We start from the raw sequence: 14,747 nt of genomic DNA, 5'->3' as shown, positions 1-14,747 counted from the left end.
CCGCAGACCCCTCGTCGAGACCAAACCTTCTGTGCCACCGATCGGCAAAGGACGGACATGCGCGACAACCCCTGCGGCCACCGCGGCTCGTCAGCCCCTGTGTGGCCGATCCATCCGGTGGAAGATCTCCTTCGTGCGATCGGACGGATCGAGAGGCGCACGGTCGTCGTCGGTTCGGTTGAACACCTCTCGGCCGAGGTAGCGATCCGCCTCGTCTACCTCGCCCAAAGCCTGCATCGCCTTGGCCAGGTCGAGCCGCGGCTTGTCCTCCGACGGTGCGGCCGCGATGGCCCGCTCGGCCGCCCACATGGCGTCACGGGGCCGACCCTCCGCGAGCGAGTGGGTCGCATACACGTGAGCCACGTCGACGATCGCGACGACGGCGTACTGGTCGACCGGGGTGTCCACGAGCCACCCGAAGCCGTTCGAGCGCTGCCGCTCGTAGGGCTGGCCAGCCACCAGCTCCAGCGCCGTCCTGAAGTCATCGATGCCGCTCGGGCCGCGAGCCTCGCCGCGACCGCGCAGTCGCCGGAAGAGGTCTCCGTCGACGAGCACATCGGAGAGTTGGTAGACCTGCTGCCCGCGAACCCGATGCGCGACCGGCAGGTACCACTCCTCGGTGCCTGGCTTGTTCCCCATCCACTTCCGTAGCCCGGTGAGCCGAGAGTGGAGCGTGTTGTTCTGGATGCCGAAGTCCGCCGCGACCCGGTTCGGCGTTACGCCTTCGGGATGGCAGGCCAGATACGCGGCAAGTTCGGAGTAGTACGCCGGTCGCCCCTCGACCTCCGCGGTCTTCTCCCCGACCGCGCGAAGCTCGACCGGCCCGAGGACGCGGAGCTTCGGCCGAGGGCACCCCGGGTCGGCCCAGTCGGCAAGGTCCTGGTCGAGCGTGGGGTCGGATGCGAGGGCGGCTGCTTCCTCACTCTTGGGCACAGCTGGTGCGAGTACGGCGAGGTCCTCGAATGTGGTGGCCGCGGATTCGACGTACGCCCGATCCGGGCGGGGAAGCGTCGACTCGGGATCGCCGGTGCCGCAACGTGCCTCGGTGAGCTCCTGTGCAATCGCCCCGGCTTGGTCCGTGTTGGTCGTCTCACCGTGTGCATCAACGGCGGCCGGTACGTCGACGTCACCTTCGGTTTCCGCGTCCTCGAACAGCTGCGCCAGAACGGCGGCCTCCTCCGTCCTCAGCCGGTTCGGTCGGACGACACCCCACGGCGTGACGAGATCGCCGTCTGATCTGAACTCGAGCGTGGTGGCACGCGGATCCACGACGTCGGCCGCAGCGACGACCAACCCGGCCGACGTCCGACCCGGCGCTCGCTCCATCTCGTCGAGCAGGGCGGCTGTGTGCTCCCGCCCCGTTGACAGATCCTCGTTCGCCAACGCGGAGATGCTGAGCGACGGGACGCAGGCGTCCCGATCGGTCACCCGCGACCCGAGGACGCTCGTCCCGGCCGACTCGACTCCCTCGGCCATTCGATGAGCGAACTTCGCGAGCTGCTCGACTTCGGCCTTCGGTGAGGCGTACAGGCGCCCGTAGTTGAGCGGCAGGACGTCCTCGACCCCTCCGCTCACTTCGATCGACTCGCAGTCCGACCAGGGGTTCAGAGCCAGTTCGGCAGCCATGAACCGAGCCAGCTCGACCGCGGCCGCGGCGTCCCCGACGATCTGTACGACGCCCGCGCCCTCGATGTCGATGAACAGCGTGCAGCCCTCGTCGTCCACCCCGACCGTGACCATCGCTGGGTACGCCGGCGTGCGATCCGTCAACGTGGGTCGGCGCCCTGTCGACACACTCCACACGGTCCCGCCCTGAGACACCTTCCACGGAGGCGGCGCCGTTGGCGACGGTATCCGCAGGTGCAGTTCGAGCGCGTGGCTGCCGAGGCTGGCGGCGACCGCCTCGGGCAGATCGAGTTTCGCCTGCTCACAGAGCGCGGGGAACTCGCGCAGCAGCGCATCGAAGTACGCCGCGCGCTCGCTCGCCGACGAGCCGATGGCCCGTAGCGCCTTGTCCTCGGCCCGCAGGTGCGCTGCCACGGGCGGCGCCGCCTTGCCGGACTTGCGGTTGCGTGACTGAGTCCGCCGCCGGGCGACGTAGATCGCGAGCATTCCGGCGGCGAGGAAGCCGCCCCCGCTCAGCAGTGCCCGAGCAACCGTGGCGCCGTCGACGTGGAATTCCGAGTCGTCGGGGGCGTCGTCGTGTTCCCGCCCGGGTTCGGCGGCCGCATTGGCCGGTTCCGTCGGCGTGGACTCGGGGGTCGGTTCGGTCGAGGGCACTGCGTGATCCGAAGGCCCCGGCTCCTGTGGACGTGTTGTGGTGTCGGCGGCAGGCGGATCAGTCTCGTGCTGCGTCGGGGGCTTCGACGGCTCGACGGTCCGCGATCCTGATACGTCGAGCCGCTGTCCGGGGTAGATCAGATCCGGGTCCTCGATCTCGTCGTCGTTGGCCCGGTAGATCCGCGGCCACTTGGAGCCGTCGCCGTACTCCTCGGTCGCGATCTCCCACAAGGTGTCGCCCGGCGCAACCGTGACGGCCGGATGGTGCGACGGGTCCGCCGATGGGACCAGCAACGTCCAGCCGGGCAGGATGGTCCGAGTGTCGTCGAACCTCGACCCGTCGACCATCTCGCGGTCCCTGTTCAGATCGGCGATCTCTCGCCAGCGCTCGCCCGCACCAAGGTGATGTTCCGCGATCGACCACAGGGTGTCTCCGCGGGCGACCACGACTTCGGTCGTCTGCTGCGATCTGTGCTTGGCCGGCAGTTGCGGCGTCGGCGCCACAGCGGGGGGATCGGCCACGGCGGGATCTGATGCCGGCGCCGGGCTGGAGGTCGAGGCATCGGCGTGCAAGATCCAGGGCGTCGCAATGACGGAGGCGGCGGTGGTCGTCGCACCGATCGCGACTACCGCCTGGACGAGAGCGCGGGCCAGCGACTGCTGAACGCCGAAGGTGCCTGGAACCCGCGCGAGCCATTCCGCCGAGTGCCCTGCTGCGAGCCTGATCTCGGCGACTGTCTCGACGATGACGCAGACCAAGAGCTGTACCCAGAGCACCCAGGCAACGCAGGCCAGGATGCCGAGCAGAGCCGAATTCGTGAGCGGTGGGCCCCAGGCCCAGCCTTCAGGAACTGGGTTGCCGACGGTGACTGCCAGCGCGGCCGGAACTCCCACGACCAGGACCAGGAGGACGACCGCGGCGAGCAGGCCGCGAAGGACGATCCCGGCACGGCGAATCACGGTCACGGCGTGTCCTCCTCGGTGATGGCGCGGGCTGATTCGGTCTCCTCGATCGCGAAGGACGAGACCCCGATGACGCCGAGGATCTGGTTCGTCGACTCGCCCCTGACAGTCACCGTGACGGTGTCGCCGGAGACGCTGACTGTCCCGGTCAGTCCCGCGTCCCGCAGGTAGAGCTGCGCGCGTGCCCGAGCCGCCTCGGCATCGATCGCGTCGTTTCCGTTGCGGACGCCGGACTCCGAGAGTGCGTCGGCACCCGCGCGAGCGGCTTGGGCGGCGGCCCGCGAGGACGCGACCCGCGCGTCGATGACTCGGCCGCCGTCCACGACAAGCCCGAGGAGGACCGTGAACGCGCCGGCGATCACCAGGATCGCCCAGATGGATGCGCTGCCGCGCTCGTCGCGCCTCACGGGAAGTCCCGGTGTTCTTCAAGCGGGACAACCGCCGTGAATCTGAACGTCTTCGACCCCGGGATCGCGCCCACGCCCGCCACATCCGAGAGATCCGCCACGCAGGTGACGGTCGCGCTGACGTCACCGCCGGGGTTGAAGTCGCCCGCGTCGACGGACACCAAGAGGCTCGCGCAGGCCAGTCCACGCCGGCTCATAGACTGCTCCGCGGCCTTGGTCCCGGCCTGGACGGCTGCCTCCTGATTGGTGGTCAGCGACGCGGCACGGGCCGCGGCGTACGCGGCGCCGTTGACCTGTCCCCGCGCATCCACGTAGCGCGCCCCACCGGCGATCACCATGATCGCGGCGACCAGGGCCGGGGTGAGGATCACGACCTCGATCGCCATCGCGCCTCGTTCGTCGCGCTTCATGGCGACTCCACGAATTGTTCGATCGGGCCCTCCAAGTGAACCGAGACGTGGACGGGCACGAACGGCAAGACCTGCTGGCCGTCGCCGGTGACCGTGACGACGGCGGTGTCTCCGGTCCGGGTCACGGTGACGTTGCCGTTCGAGAGGTTTCCAAGGTCGGTGAGATAGTGCTCGCCGGTCTCCTCGCCCCAGGCAGCCGAGCCGTCGTACGCCGACGCGGCGGCGAGTGCCTGCTCGGCGGCGGCTTGGGCGACCCGGTGCGCGTACGCCTGCATGGCGTACTGGAGCATCACCAGGAAGACGAGCATGAGCGCGCTCATCACGAGGAGGAGCTCGATCGAGAGCGCTCCTCGCTCGTCTGGGACCCGCCTTACCGCACGCATGGTCCAGCAGCTCAGGGCTGTCCGAGCTTGTTGGTCTGCCCGGTGACGTAGGCCTTGATCGCAGCCACGGCGATGCCCGCGATGACGATGACGCCGAGCGCGATGAGCAGCCACTCGACGGCGGTGAAGCCGCGTTCGTCGCGCTTCACTTCGGCAACGTGTGCCTTGAGCCAGATCACCAGGATCCTGATTTCCTCCATGTGGTTCTCCCGTTGGACGTGGTCATCCGGCGAAGAGCCGGGCGACCGAGGGATAGAGCTCGTAGGTGAGGAAGGCGAAGACCATGACGATGAGGGCGAACCTCATCGACTCGGTCGCCTGGGCTGCCGCGGCCTCCGCGTCAGCGATGCGCTCGGCCCGCAGCGTCTCGGCGCGCGCGACCAGGGTTGCCCGCACTTTGGCGCCGTCCTCGTTGGCCAGGGTCAGGGCGGAGTCCAGATCGGTGAGCTCTCGGATGCCGAAGCGGTCGCCGAGCTGGCCGAGCGCATGCCATGGGGTGGTGCCGGAGAATCGGGCTCCGTCGATCGCGTCCTGTAGGTGCGTGAACGCCCACCCGGTCCCGATGGCCGCGGACGCTGGCAGCGCTTCCGAGTGGCCGCGGCCCGCCTGCATCGACATCGCGACGAGGTCGAGGTACACCGACAGCGTCCGCCGGAACTCGGCCCGCCGCTTCTTGGCCTTGTCCATGAGCTCCTGCCGGGTGACTACGAGCATCGCTGCGGCGAGCAGCGCGCCGGCCGCGGGGCCGAAGACGAGCGGGATCCCGAGGCCGATGGCGTTGAAGGAGCCGAGGATGACGAGCGGGCCGAAGAAGCCCAAGAGTGCGAGCGTGGTGGTCTTGCCGACGTACTGCTCGACGCTTCCACCGGTGACAGCGAGATCCTGGGTAAGGCCCTTGACGTCTTTGGTTCTGCGGAGGACCTGGTCGGAGAGCCAACTCTGAATCCTGCCGCTGACCGTCGTCGCCCGCGGTGCGCCGATCCTTTGGATGCGGGTCTGCCGGGCGCGAGCGGAATCCCATCGGCGTACGGCGCCCGCCAAGTCCGCGCGCGGAGGGACGGCCAGCCGATAGGCGTGAAGCAGCGCGACGGCGACAAGTCCGGCGGCCAGCACGAAGGGGATCACGTGCGGCCTCCTATCCGCACAGGGTGCGGCTTGTAGGAGGCGATCTCGGTGATGTCGCGCGGGGAGGTCAAGAATTTGGCCTCGACCTCGCCGTTGGAGAGCGACCTCATGCGCACGAACGACCCGACGAAGATCGCGGCGAGGATCGCGAGGACGAGTTGGCCGAGTGGTGTCGAGTACGGTTCGACCCAGCCTCGAGCGAACACAGCCTGCAGCGCGACGAAGCCGAGCACGGCGAACGCGATCCGCTGCGCCTGCCTCCGCAGGGCTCGACGCTCGTGCTCGACCTTGCGGCGCATCTCGAGTTCGGTGCGAGACGAGGCGGCGAGTGAGGTCAGGATCCGCTCGAGGCCTCCGGCGCGCTGCCTGGCGTTGAGGGACAGCGCGGCAACCACCATGTCCGCGGCGGGGTCGTCGACGTCGTCGGCGAAGCGCGCCAGCGCCTCGGGCAGCGGCACGCGTCCGTCCAGCCGGGCCGCGAGATCGCGAACCGGTGCCCGCAGCAATGCGTGAGCGGCGCCCACTGTCGCCGGAATCGCCTGCTCAAGTCCCGCCGCAGCCGTCGCCGTGTCCCGGAGACTCTCCGTCCAGGCTGCGAGCGCTTCGATCTTCTCCAGTTGCCGCCGACCGGCTCGGCCACCGCCGAACAGTCGCGGCCACAGGTAGACGACGGCACCGGCCGCGAGGGCGGCCAACGCCCATCGGGTGATGAGCAGCACGACGAGACCGGCCGCGAGGGCGACGCCGACCTGCCGGGTCTGGTGTCGGTCGAGTGACGGCCGCAACTCGATCCTGGGCATCGCACTCAGTCCGCGGGACAGGCGCAGGATGACAAGCAGCCCCAGAGCCGCCGCCGCGACTGCGAGGACGAAGCCGAGCATCGCCATCACGACCACCCACCCGGCTCCGGCTGCCAACCCACCGCCACCAGGTCGTCGTGGGCTCGCACCTGGACGCCGTGGCGTCGTACGACGTTGCCGAACGAATCCGGTGCCCACAGCTCGTTGGTCTGGAGCTGGCCGTCGTCGCTGATCCCGGCGATCTCGCGGATCGACTCGACGACCCGTCGCTGCCCGTCCTCGCCGCGCACCCGACGGATGAACACCACGAAGTCCAGCGCCGTCGCGACCAGCCGTACGGTCGCCTCCCAAGGCAGTCGTTCGGGCGCCTGGATGGCGTACGTCGCAATCTTGTGGACGACGTCGGAGGACGAATTCGCGTGGATCGTGGACAGCGAGCCGTCGTTGCCCTGGGTCATCGCGTTGAGCATCGTGACGACCTCGTCGCCGAGGACCTCCCCGACGATCACGCGGGAGGGATTCATGCGAAGGGTGTCGCGGACCAACTCGGCCATCGTGACGGCGCCGGCCCCTTCGACGTTCGGCAGGCGCTCCTCGAACGCGATCGCGTTGGGGTGGTGTTCCAGATCCTCGTCGAGGCCGAGCTCGAGCGAACGCTCGACTGTGAGGATGCGTTCGTCCGGACCGATCTCGGAAGCAAGTGCCCGGAGCATGGTCGTCTTCCCCGCGCTGGTGGCCCCGGCGACCATGACGTTCTTGCGGGCTCTGACCAGTGCTGCCAAGAAGTCGGCCATCTCCTCGTCGATCGTCTCCAGGCCGATCAGGTCCTTGAGAGTCACGCGAGGGTGGCGGTGGCGTCGGATCGAGACGACCGGCTGCTTCGTCACCGACTGGACGGCATAGAGGCGCGAACCATCCGGGAGCCGGAGATTCACGCGAACGTTGGCGACGTCGAAGGCCCGAGCCGAGAGCCCCTCGTGTGCCGCGAGCGTCTGGACGGTCTCGACGAGCTCCTCGTCCGATCCGGCGATCGGTCGCACCTTCGCGGTAGTGCCGTCGGCGTACTCGACGTACACGTGTTGGAAGCCGTTGATGTCGATGTTCTCGACGTTCGCGTCGTCGAGTAGTGCCTGCAGGCTGCCCGCTCCGAAGAGACGGGACTCCAGCGCTTCGACGAGATCCTGCCGCGCTTCCCACGTGATGGGCTCGGAACCTGTCTCGACGAGGTTCGACTCGTAGTCTCCGACAACCGTTTGGACCAGCGCCTTGCCGTGCTGGACCGCGTCGGGACCGGTGAGCGCTGGGAGGTTGGCGCTCCGCCGCCGCAGGATCTCCTCCTGTCGGAGCCGACCGAGTTCGCCTTGCAGCCGCTTGATCAGTGCGTAGTCGAGGTCGGTCATGATCGCGCCCCCGATGCGGGAGCTGCCGCCTTGCGCACCGGCGCTTTCGCGAGGCGCTCGATCTGGCTTACGACTGTGCGCGCCGAGCGCATGAGGGCCGTTCGCGCGAGTCGGCCGGCCGGTTCCTCGCCACTCTGGAGGCGCCGTACGGCGGCAGGATCATGCGCGAGGAAGCCGGCGTCGACGATGAAGGGTCTGGCAGGCGTCTCGGAGAGCACCGCGAGAAGGTCGGCGACGTCCGCCTGCCCGTGTCGGATGGTCGAGATCAGCAGTGGGAACAGCCGTGGCGGCGCTCCGCCCATCCGGGCGAGGTCGGTAGACAAACGAATCAGCCGCTCACGCACCCGAACCACCGACGCCATGTCGGGTCGCGACACAACGACCACGAGGTGAGCACGGGCAGCGACCGCGAGCGTCGGGGATGCCGCGTGAAGGTGCCCCAGGTCGGCGAACACCGGCGCAAGGCTGTGCCCGAGTGCGTCGGCAAGGGGCGACCAGTCACCGATGTTCGTGAACTGCTCCGCCAGTGCTGGCCCGGGTACGACGGTCGTCGTCGAGTTGAGGACGTAACTGTGGCTGGCCACGGCGTCCGTTCCATCGTGGCCACGGGCCGCGGTCACCACAGACAGGACGGTCGGAGTCTCGGGCAGGACCGACCCCTTCGGTCGGAGCCGGATCGCGAGATCACCGCCGGTGGGGCTCGCCTCGACGACGGCCGCTGGCTCGGGCCATGCCGACCCGATCGCGAGCGCCGTCGTCGTGACTCCGGGGGCGCCCTTGTCGCCGCACAGCGCGATCAACATCAGCCGTCACCCCCGATCGGCGCCTGGACCAGCGCCACACGTCCCGCGGCGACGTACGCCGTGACCCGCTCGGCAACCGCCTCCGGCACGACGAGCGTCAGGCGCGTCCCGGCTCCCTCGACGACATCGGCCGATGCGACGGTGGCTTGCGGTGCCAGGACTGTCGGGTCGTCCAGTTCGGCGGGCGAGCTCGGATCTCCGGCAGGTGGCACGGCGATCACGACGACCACATCCCCGGGAAGCAGGCCCGTCGGCGCCCGCGTGGCGTCCAGTTGCAGGCCGACGACGCGCTCGCCCGGTCCCGGCAGCGGCTTGGACGTGACCATGTCGGGCGTCAGGATCTGACCTTCCACGAGGCCGACCGCGGCGGTCGACCCGATGACGGTCTGGGCATCTTCCGAGCTGATCGTGGAGTCGACACCGGCGACCTCGACGATCCTCAAGTCGTCCTTGGCGATGACCGCTCCTGCCGGAACCGAGTGATCGATCGCGAGGACGGCCTCCCGGTCGCTCTTCTGCTGCCAGAACCACCCGGCCAGCAGGACGGCCATGACGACGAACAGCACGGCTCCCGCCCACTGCCCGTAGCGGCGGGGAACTCGAGGCAGGTCGTGGCCGAGGGACTTCGGGCGAGGCTTGGTGGCGCGTGGCTGCTGATCTGCCGACGTACGCCTGCCAGTATCGGTCGTCATCGGACCACCACCGTCTGTCGCTCGAGCACGCGCATCGTGCTGGTGCCGGCGGGCGCGTCGACCAGCCCCAGGTCTCCGCTGGCCGCCGGGCAGGTCCCCGTGCAGGCCCAGGTCACCTGGTAGCGAATCGTCGCCGAGATCCCGAAGTTCCCGTCCGGTTGGTCGACGGAGCTGGACTCGTAGGTGTAGCCGCAGGTCGTGGTCGCGGCTTCGGACATGCCCAGCTCCCACGGCTTCCCAGCGTCGTAGCAGGTGATCGACGACGGCCCGAGGTTCCACACGATCTGGGAGGGCGCGGCCGTGACGGTCACCGTCGTGGCGCCTGCGCTGACGGACTTGCTGAGCGTTTGCCACTGTCCGCCTGGAACCCAGAGCCAGTTCTCGACGCCGACGTAACTCTCCTCTGGTGGCGCGGGAGCGGTGTGCACCTCGGCCTGCTCCAGCGGAAGTTGGTCCAAGGCAGTCGAGGCAAGTTGCTCTGGCGTCGGCGGCCCCGGCTCTTCGCCCGGCGCCGTCCAGATGATCTGGACGCTGCAGTTCGTCGCCGTCCCCGAGTCCTTGCAGATCGTGCACTGCCACAGCGATCCGTCGTTGTGACCCTGCCAGGCGGGCGTGCCGGGTGGAGCGTCGTACGGCGACGCGTAGCACTGATAGCCCGACCACCAGTAGCCGTCGCTGGTCTGGCAGGGCACCTGCGTGCCGTCGTCCTTGTAGCACCCGGCCGGAGCCTGTCCGCCGTCTCCTGGATCTCCCGGGTCACCCGGCTCTCCCGGCTGTCCGGGGTCGGTGACGACAACGCAGATGACGCCCGATCCGACGCTCACCGGATTGGTGCCCGGAGGGCAGGGCGAGTCACCCTCGGCGGCTGCCCTCGGCGCCGCGACGACCAGTGGCAGCAACAGCGCCGCCACCAGCGTGCCGAGGGCCCGGGTCAACATGTCGAGCCCTGCTCCGCGATCCCTGCGCGCCACCGGTCCTCACCGCGACGCTTGTCGAGCCGGACGGTGTAGACGTGAGGGTCCTTGAGCTGGGGCTGGTTGACCTTCTGGCCGTTCTGCTTCACGACGCGGCCGGACTCGTCGAGGCACCTGCGGAGGACGACCATGTCTCCCTTTGGTCCGCCCAGCTCGATCGACTTCGGCTTCGTCCAGACCGTCTTCGTCGAGCCGGTGACGGTGACGTTGTTGTTCGCGATCTGCGCGAGGTTGCCCCACGCGGTCGACCAGTCGACGGCGTACCGCTGGTAGAAGCGCTTCGCGGCACCGGTCGTCTCGCCGGTGGCGTAGAACTCGTCGTTCCGCCGGGTGAATGCGTCGTACTCGGTCACCGCGGTCTCGTACGCCGCGCGCTCCTGCTCGCTGTAACCGGCGAGCTCTGGTGGCACAGAAGACGTCGGCGCCGTGGGCGCCGACGAGGTCGACGAAGGGCTGTCAGTTGGGGCCGGAGAGGCCCCGCCGTCGCTACAGGCAGCGCAAGTCACCACCAGGAAGGTCGCGAGCACGATTCTCCGCCGCAACATTCCAGGCCCTTCCGAGTTGGCACGTGGCGATGTTGAGTCATCGACGATACGCCCGTCGCAGCCCGCTCCGACAGGCTCCATCCCCAGCCACATGCGACACACCGCGATCCGCCTCCTCTCGGTTCCGACTCTTCAAGCGCACGAAGGTGCGCGAATGGACACGGAACTCAGCGTGATCTCCGAGACCGCCCGCGGCACCCGCTCAGCCTTCACCTGTGGACGAAGCGTCAGGAAGCGCGGGCTGTGGAGCCTCTCGGCATCGGGAGGCGGAGGTTGGGGCGAGTGTCATCGAGTTCGGCCATGAAGCGCTCGAGCTCGTCGCTCGGCACGCGACGGGCGCGGCCGACCTTCACCGACCGCAGCTCACCGCTGGACATCAGCTCGTACACCTTCGTCTGCCCGACAGACAGGCGCTCCATGACGTCGGTGATCTTCAGCAGGACGTTCTCCATCTCCATCTCCTCGGCTCCGGGACCTCCTTCAAGCGCGTCGACGGAGCCGAGTGGACACGAGTCGTGGACAGCCCCGTCGGCGACACGCCTCGGACTCTCAACCGCCGTCGGGCGCTTCGTCGAGCACCGCGGGCTGTCGGTCGCCGCCATCAGGGACGGGGAGGTATGCGTGGTGGTTGGTCGGGTCGACGGCGACGACGTGTGCGCCGTCGGTCAGGAAGTCGCGGCCGACGACCTGGATTGCACGGCCGTCGAGTTCGAGGATCGTTACCCAGCCGCTCTCGGCAGCACCCCAGAGTCGCCCGTCTGCCTGGTCGTAGCTCAGCACGTCAGGGAAATCGCCGACCTCCTCGTTGCCGGTGATCATCCAGCTGTTCAGGTCCAATGTGAGCAGGCGGTCGTTGTCCTCGCATCCGACGAACGCGAGGCGCCGGACGGCGTCGATGCGCAGGCTGTGGCTGGTGTCGCAGCCGGGCAGGTCGACGCGTCGTTCGACGCGCAGGGTGCTGGGGTCGATGACGGCGAGGACGTTGTCGGACTGGACGCCGACCATCATGGTGTGGCTGCCGGGGTCGTAGGCGACGTTGCCGACGCTGTCGCCGAGTTCGACGCTGCCGCGCACGTCGAGGGTCTTGGCATCCACGACGGTCTCGGTGCCGGCGTCCTCGTTGGTGGTCCAGACGGTGTTCGTGTCCGGGTTGTAGGCCAGGCCGTCGGGGTACGCGTCGGTCGGCGCACGCCCGCGTTCACGGCCGGTGTCCTCGTCGAGCGAGACGAGCTCGTTGGTCCCGGTGGCCGTGGCGAAGACCCGCTGAAGCTGCGGCACGACGATCACGCCGTGGACGTCGTCGAGCCCGTCGATGGTGCGCACGACCTTGCCTGTGCGTACGTCGACCTCGATGACCTGACCTGCTCCCATGTGGGCGATGAACAACAGCCCTCGTTCGGCGTCGAGGTCCTCGTAGTCGAAGCGTGAGCTGTCGCCGGTCAGCGGTATCACTCGGGCCTGGGTGATCGGTAGGTCCAGGGTGGAGGGCCCGCGCTGCTTCCACCAGATGGCGAGACCGCCTCCCGCGAGCGTGACGAGCAGGGCGACGACCGCCAAGCCGATGAGGCGGGTTCGGCGGCGTGGGGCACGCATCGTGAGACCTTCCGGGAATGGTTTGTAACCATGGTTACAGTACCCGTGTGACTGGTTCGGGCAAGGTCGGCGAGTGGGTGTTCCTCACCTATGCACTGCCTCGGAACCCGTCCGCTCCCAGGTTGGCGCTGTGGCGTCGACTGAAGCGGCTCGGGGTGGCCCAGCTCGCCGACGGCCTGGTGGCCCTGCCGGCGGACTCGCGCACGCGCGAGCAGTTGGAGTGGGCCGCCGACGAGGTGGTCGGCAACGGTGGCCGCGCCGGGGTGTGGCTGGCCCAGCCGGCGACCCGGGCCCAGGAGCGCGAGATCAAGGAGTCCATGAACACTGCCCGCGCCGCGGAGTACGACGTGGTCATCGCCGATGCCCGAGAAGCCCTGCAGCGCCCCGACGTCGAACGCACCCGGGCGCTGCGGCGACTGCGTGAGGAGAACCGCCGGATCCGGCGGCGCGACTTCTTCCGGCCGGCCCAGCGCGAGACGGCGCGACGTCTGCTGGACGAGTTGGCGGCCTCGGTCGCCACGGCGGACGCCGTGACCACGGTCGACACCGAGGTGTCGCCGTGAGGTGGGCGACCCGCGCCGGCGTCCACATCGACCGGGCCGCCTGCGCCTGGCTGATCCGGCGATACGTCGACCCCGAGGCCGAGTTCGCCTTCGTCACCGACCCCGACGACGTACCGGCGGACGCGACACCGTTCGACATGCGCGGCGTCGACCTGGGCCACCAGGGCAGCGACTGCACCTTCGAGACGATCCTGCGCCGCTACGACCTGACCGACCCGGTGCTGTGGCGGATCGCGGCGATCGTGCACGAGGCCGACATCGAGGACGAGGCCTACGACGCCCCCGAGGCACCCGGCTTCGACCTGATCCTGCGAGCCCTCTCGATCAGCCATCCGGACGCCGACGTCCTGGCCATCACGAAACCGATCTTCGACGCGGTCTACGGCTACCTGCGTCGCTCCGTCATCGACGGAAACCCCTGAACAGCGACAACCGAACGGAGTCCCATGACGACGCCCACCACCCGCGACGGTGACCTCATCCCGCTACGGGAGGCCACCCGCACGTGGTTCGCGATCTGCCTGCAGACCTTCGGGGGACCGGCCGGCCAGATCGCGGTGATGCAGCACAAGCTGGTCGATGAGAAGCGCTGGATCGGCCAACAGCGGTTCCTACACGCGCTGAACTACTGCATGCTGCTGCCCGGCCCCGAGGCCCAGCAGCTCGCCATCTACATTGGCTGGCTGCTCAACGGCTACGCCGGCGGCCTGATCGCCGGCACCCTGTTCGTCCTGCCCGGCGTCATCGCCCTACTCGCGCTTTCGGCTCTGTACGTCGGCGCAGGCTCGACCACGCTGGTCACGGGGCTGTTCGCCGGCCTCGCGCCCGCGGTGATCGCGATCGTGGTCCACGCAGTCCAGCGAGTCGGCAAGAAGGCCCTGTTCCACCCGGTCCTGGTGGCCATGGCCGTGGCGTCGTTCCTGGCGCTGACAGTGTTCAAGGTCCCGTTCCCGCTCGTCATCCTCGCCGCCGCCCTGCTCGGCTGGCTGCTCGCGAAGTGGATCCCGGGCCTGCGCAAGGCACCCTCGCACGGATCGGCCGACGGTCCGGCCCCGTTGATCCCGGACGACGCGCTGCACTCGGACCCGCCCTCGCTCAAGCGCGGCGCCGCGATCCTGCTGCTCGGGCTCACCCTGTGGTTCACCCCGGTCGCCCTGGCCGCCCTGATCTGGGGCCGCGACAGCGTCTTCGTCGACCAGGGCCTGTTCTTCTCCGGGGCCGCGGTCGTCACCTTCGGTGGCGCCTACGCGGTCCTATCCTACGTCGCCGCGCAGGCCGTCAACGTCTTCCACTGGCTCGCGCCGGGCGAGATGGTCCGCGGCCTCGCACTCGCCGAGACCACCCCCGGTCCCCTGATCATGGTGGTCCAGTTCGTCGCCTTCGTCGGCGCCTACCGCCACCCCGGCTCACTCGACCCCTGGGTCGCGGCGTTCCTGGCCTCGTTCCTGGTCACCTGGGTCACCTTCGTGCCGTGCTTCCTGTTCATCTTCCTCGGCGCCCCCTACGTAGAGCGACTGCGCCAGAACCAGACGCTGTCCTCAGCCCTGACGGGCATCACCGCGGCAGTCGTCGGCGTGATCGCGAACCTCGCGGTGTTCTTCGCGCTGCACAACCTGTTCACCAAGTCGGTCGCCCACGTCTGGGGTCCGGTGCACCTCGACGTCCCCGTCCTCTCGTCGTGGAGCCCGACCGCGTGGGCGATCACCGCGGTCGCGATCGTGCTGATCTTCAAGCTCGGCTGGTCGACCATGCGCACCCTCGGCGTGTGCGCCGTCCTCGGCCTGATCGCGACCCTGGCGTTCTGAGGCG

General features: G+C 69.0%; 17 protein-coding genes. 3 read left to right on the top strand and 14 right to left on the bottom strand.

From position 1 onward, the window contains the following. Positions 1–90: 90 nt before the first annotated feature. The 14 genes from NOCA_RS09245 to NOCA_RS09185 all read right to left on the bottom strand — a co-directional run bounded on the left by NOCA_RS09245 (position 91) and on the right by NOCA_RS09185 (position 12,375). Positions 91–3,246, bottom strand: coding sequence for a LysM peptidoglycan-binding domain-containing protein (locus NOCA_RS09245; protein WP_011755010.1), 3,156 nt, complete (start codon positions 3,244–3,246; stop codon positions 91–93). Then, positions 3,243–3,650 carry a pilus assembly protein TadG-related protein gene (locus NOCA_RS27510; protein ID WP_011755009.1) on the bottom strand — a complete coding sequence of 136 codons (408 nt, stop codon included), beginning with the start codon at positions 3,648–3,650 and terminating at the stop codon, positions 3,243–3,245. Before NOCA_RS27510 ends, NOCA_RS09245 begins: the two co-directional genes overlap by 4 nt. Continuing rightward, positions 3,647–4,036, bottom strand: a complete 390-nt coding sequence (locus NOCA_RS09235) for a TadE/TadG family type IV pilus assembly protein (protein ID WP_041546425.1) — start codon at positions 4,034–4,036, stop codon at positions 3,647–3,649. The genes NOCA_RS27510 and NOCA_RS09235 overlap by 4 nt, the downstream gene beginning before the upstream one ends. A gap of 20 nt (positions 4,037–4,056) precedes the next feature. Beyond that, positions 4,057–4,443, bottom strand: a complete 387-nt coding sequence (locus NOCA_RS27505) for a TadE/TadG family type IV pilus assembly protein (RefSeq protein WP_011755007.1) — start codon at positions 4,441–4,443, stop codon at positions 4,057–4,059. 11 nt (positions 4,444–4,454) lie between these two features. Beyond that, entirely contained in the window at positions 4,455–4,622 is a 168-nt protein-coding gene (locus NOCA_RS27500) for a hypothetical protein (protein ID WP_158305651.1), read from the bottom strand. A gap of 43 nt (positions 4,623–4,665) precedes the next feature. After that, on the bottom strand, positions 4,666–5,568 hold the full coding sequence (locus NOCA_RS09225; RefSeq protein WP_011755005.1) for a hypothetical protein: 903 nt from the start codon (positions 5,566–5,568) through the stop codon (positions 4,666–4,668). Next, positions 5,565–6,455, bottom strand: coding sequence for a type II secretion system F family protein (locus NOCA_RS09220; RefSeq protein WP_140404104.1), 891 nt, complete (start codon positions 6,453–6,455; stop codon positions 5,565–5,567). The genes NOCA_RS09225 and NOCA_RS09220 overlap by 4 nt, the downstream gene beginning before the upstream one ends. Next, positions 6,455–7,768 carry a CpaF family protein gene (locus NOCA_RS09215; protein ID WP_011755003.1) on the bottom strand — a complete coding sequence of 438 codons (1,314 nt, stop codon included), beginning with the start codon at positions 7,766–7,768 and terminating at the stop codon, positions 6,455–6,457. Before NOCA_RS09215 ends, NOCA_RS09220 begins: the two co-directional genes overlap by 1 nt. Further along, entirely contained in the window at positions 7,765–8,571 is an 807-nt protein-coding gene (locus tag NOCA_RS09210) for a hypothetical protein (RefSeq protein WP_011755002.1), read from the bottom strand. The genes NOCA_RS09215 and NOCA_RS09210 overlap by 4 nt, the downstream gene beginning before the upstream one ends. Further along, positions 8,571–9,137 (bottom strand): SAF domain-containing protein, encoded by a 567-nt coding sequence (locus NOCA_RS09205; RefSeq protein ID WP_041546424.1) that lies wholly within the window; start codon positions 9,135–9,137, stop codon positions 8,571–8,573. The genes NOCA_RS09210 and NOCA_RS09205 overlap by 1 nt, the downstream gene beginning before the upstream one ends. 122 nt (positions 9,138–9,259) lie before the next feature. Continuing rightward, entirely contained in the window at positions 9,260–10,201 is a 942-nt protein-coding gene (locus NOCA_RS09200; RefSeq protein WP_011755000.1) for a hypothetical protein, read from the bottom strand. After that, positions 10,195–10,647, bottom strand: a complete 453-nt coding sequence (locus NOCA_RS09195; RefSeq protein WP_041546423.1) for a hypothetical protein — start codon at positions 10,645–10,647, stop codon at positions 10,195–10,197. Before NOCA_RS09195 ends, NOCA_RS09200 begins: the two co-directional genes overlap by 7 nt. Positions 10,648–11,009: 362 nt before the next feature. Further along, positions 11,010–11,234, bottom strand: coding sequence for a helix-turn-helix domain-containing protein (locus NOCA_RS09190; protein WP_049774547.1), 225 nt, complete (start codon positions 11,232–11,234; stop codon positions 11,010–11,012). A gap of 97 nt (positions 11,235–11,331) precedes the next feature. Further along, a complete protein-coding gene (locus tag NOCA_RS09185; RefSeq protein ID WP_011754997.1) occupies positions 11,332–12,375 on the bottom strand; it encodes a YncE family protein in 1,044 nt (347 codons plus the stop codon). Between the two features lie 47 nt (positions 12,376–12,422). Here NOCA_RS09185 and NOCA_RS09180 point away from each other — a divergent pair, with 47 nt between their 5' ends. Genes NOCA_RS09180 through chrA form a run of 3 tightly spaced genes read left to right on the top strand, consistent with a single transcriptional unit; the run spans position 12,423 to position 14,743 of the window. Then, complete coding sequence (locus NOCA_RS09180) at positions 12,423–12,938, top strand: Chromate resistance protein ChrB (protein ID WP_238383442.1); 516 nt, start codon at positions 12,423–12,425, stop codon at positions 12,936–12,938. After that, on the top strand, positions 12,935–13,360 hold the full coding sequence (locus NOCA_RS09175; RefSeq protein ID WP_011754995.1) for a chromate resistance protein ChrB domain-containing protein: 426 nt from the start codon (positions 12,935–12,937) through the stop codon (positions 13,358–13,360). The genes NOCA_RS09180 and NOCA_RS09175 overlap by 4 nt, the downstream gene beginning before the upstream one ends. A 24-nt stretch (positions 13,361–13,384) precedes the next feature. Further along, positions 13,385–14,743, top strand: a complete 1,359-nt coding sequence (chrA, locus tag NOCA_RS09170) for a chromate efflux transporter (RefSeq protein WP_011754994.1) — start codon at positions 13,385–13,387, stop codon at positions 14,741–14,743. Positions 14,744–14,747: the final 4 nt, after the last annotated feature.

The sequence above is a fragment of the Nocardioides sp. JS614 genome (genome assembly GCF_000015265.1).
Lineage (GTDB): Bacteria > Actinomycetota > Actinomycetes > Propionibacteriales > Nocardioidaceae > Nocardioides.
The sequence above is the reverse complement of the archived record's forward strand: the minus strand, read 5'-3'. Positions and strand labels throughout refer to the sequence as shown.

Bases quoted from the DNA above. Each gene is read 5' to 3' on its own strand.
- NOCA_RS09235 (WP_041546425.1), bottom strand. From the start codon at position 4,036: ATGGCGATCGAGGTCGTGATCCTCACCCCGGCCCTGGTCGCCGCGATC.
- NOCA_RS27505 (WP_011755007.1), bottom strand. From the start codon at position 4,443: ATGCGTGCGGTAAGGCGGGTCCCAGACGAGCGAGGAGCGCTCTCGATC.
- NOCA_RS09220 (WP_140404104.1), bottom strand. From the start codon at position 6,455: ATGGCGATGCTCGGCTTCGTCCTCGCAGTCGCGGCGGCGGCTCTGGGG.
- NOCA_RS09215 (WP_011755003.1), bottom strand. From the start codon at position 7,768: ATGACCGACCTCGACTACGCACTGATCAAGCGGCTGCAAGGCGAACTC.
- NOCA_RS09210 (WP_011755002.1), bottom strand. From the start codon at position 8,571: ATGTTGATCGCGCTGTGCGGCGACAAGGGCGCCCCCGGAGTCACGACG.
- NOCA_RS09200 (WP_011755000.1), bottom strand. From the start codon at position 10,201: ATGTTGACCCGGGCCCTCGGCACGCTGGTGGCGGCGCTGTTGCTGCCA.
- NOCA_RS09190 (WP_049774547.1), bottom strand. From the start codon at position 11,234: ATGGAGAACGTCCTGCTGAAGATCACCGACGTCATGGAGCGCCTGTCT.
- NOCA_RS09185 (WP_011754997.1), bottom strand. From the start codon at position 12,375: ATGCGTGCCCCACGCCGCCGAACCCGCCTCATCGGCTTGGCGGTCGTC.
- chrA (WP_011754994.1), top strand. From the start codon at position 13,385: ATGACGACGCCCACCACCCGCGACGGTGACCTCATCCCGCTACGGGAG.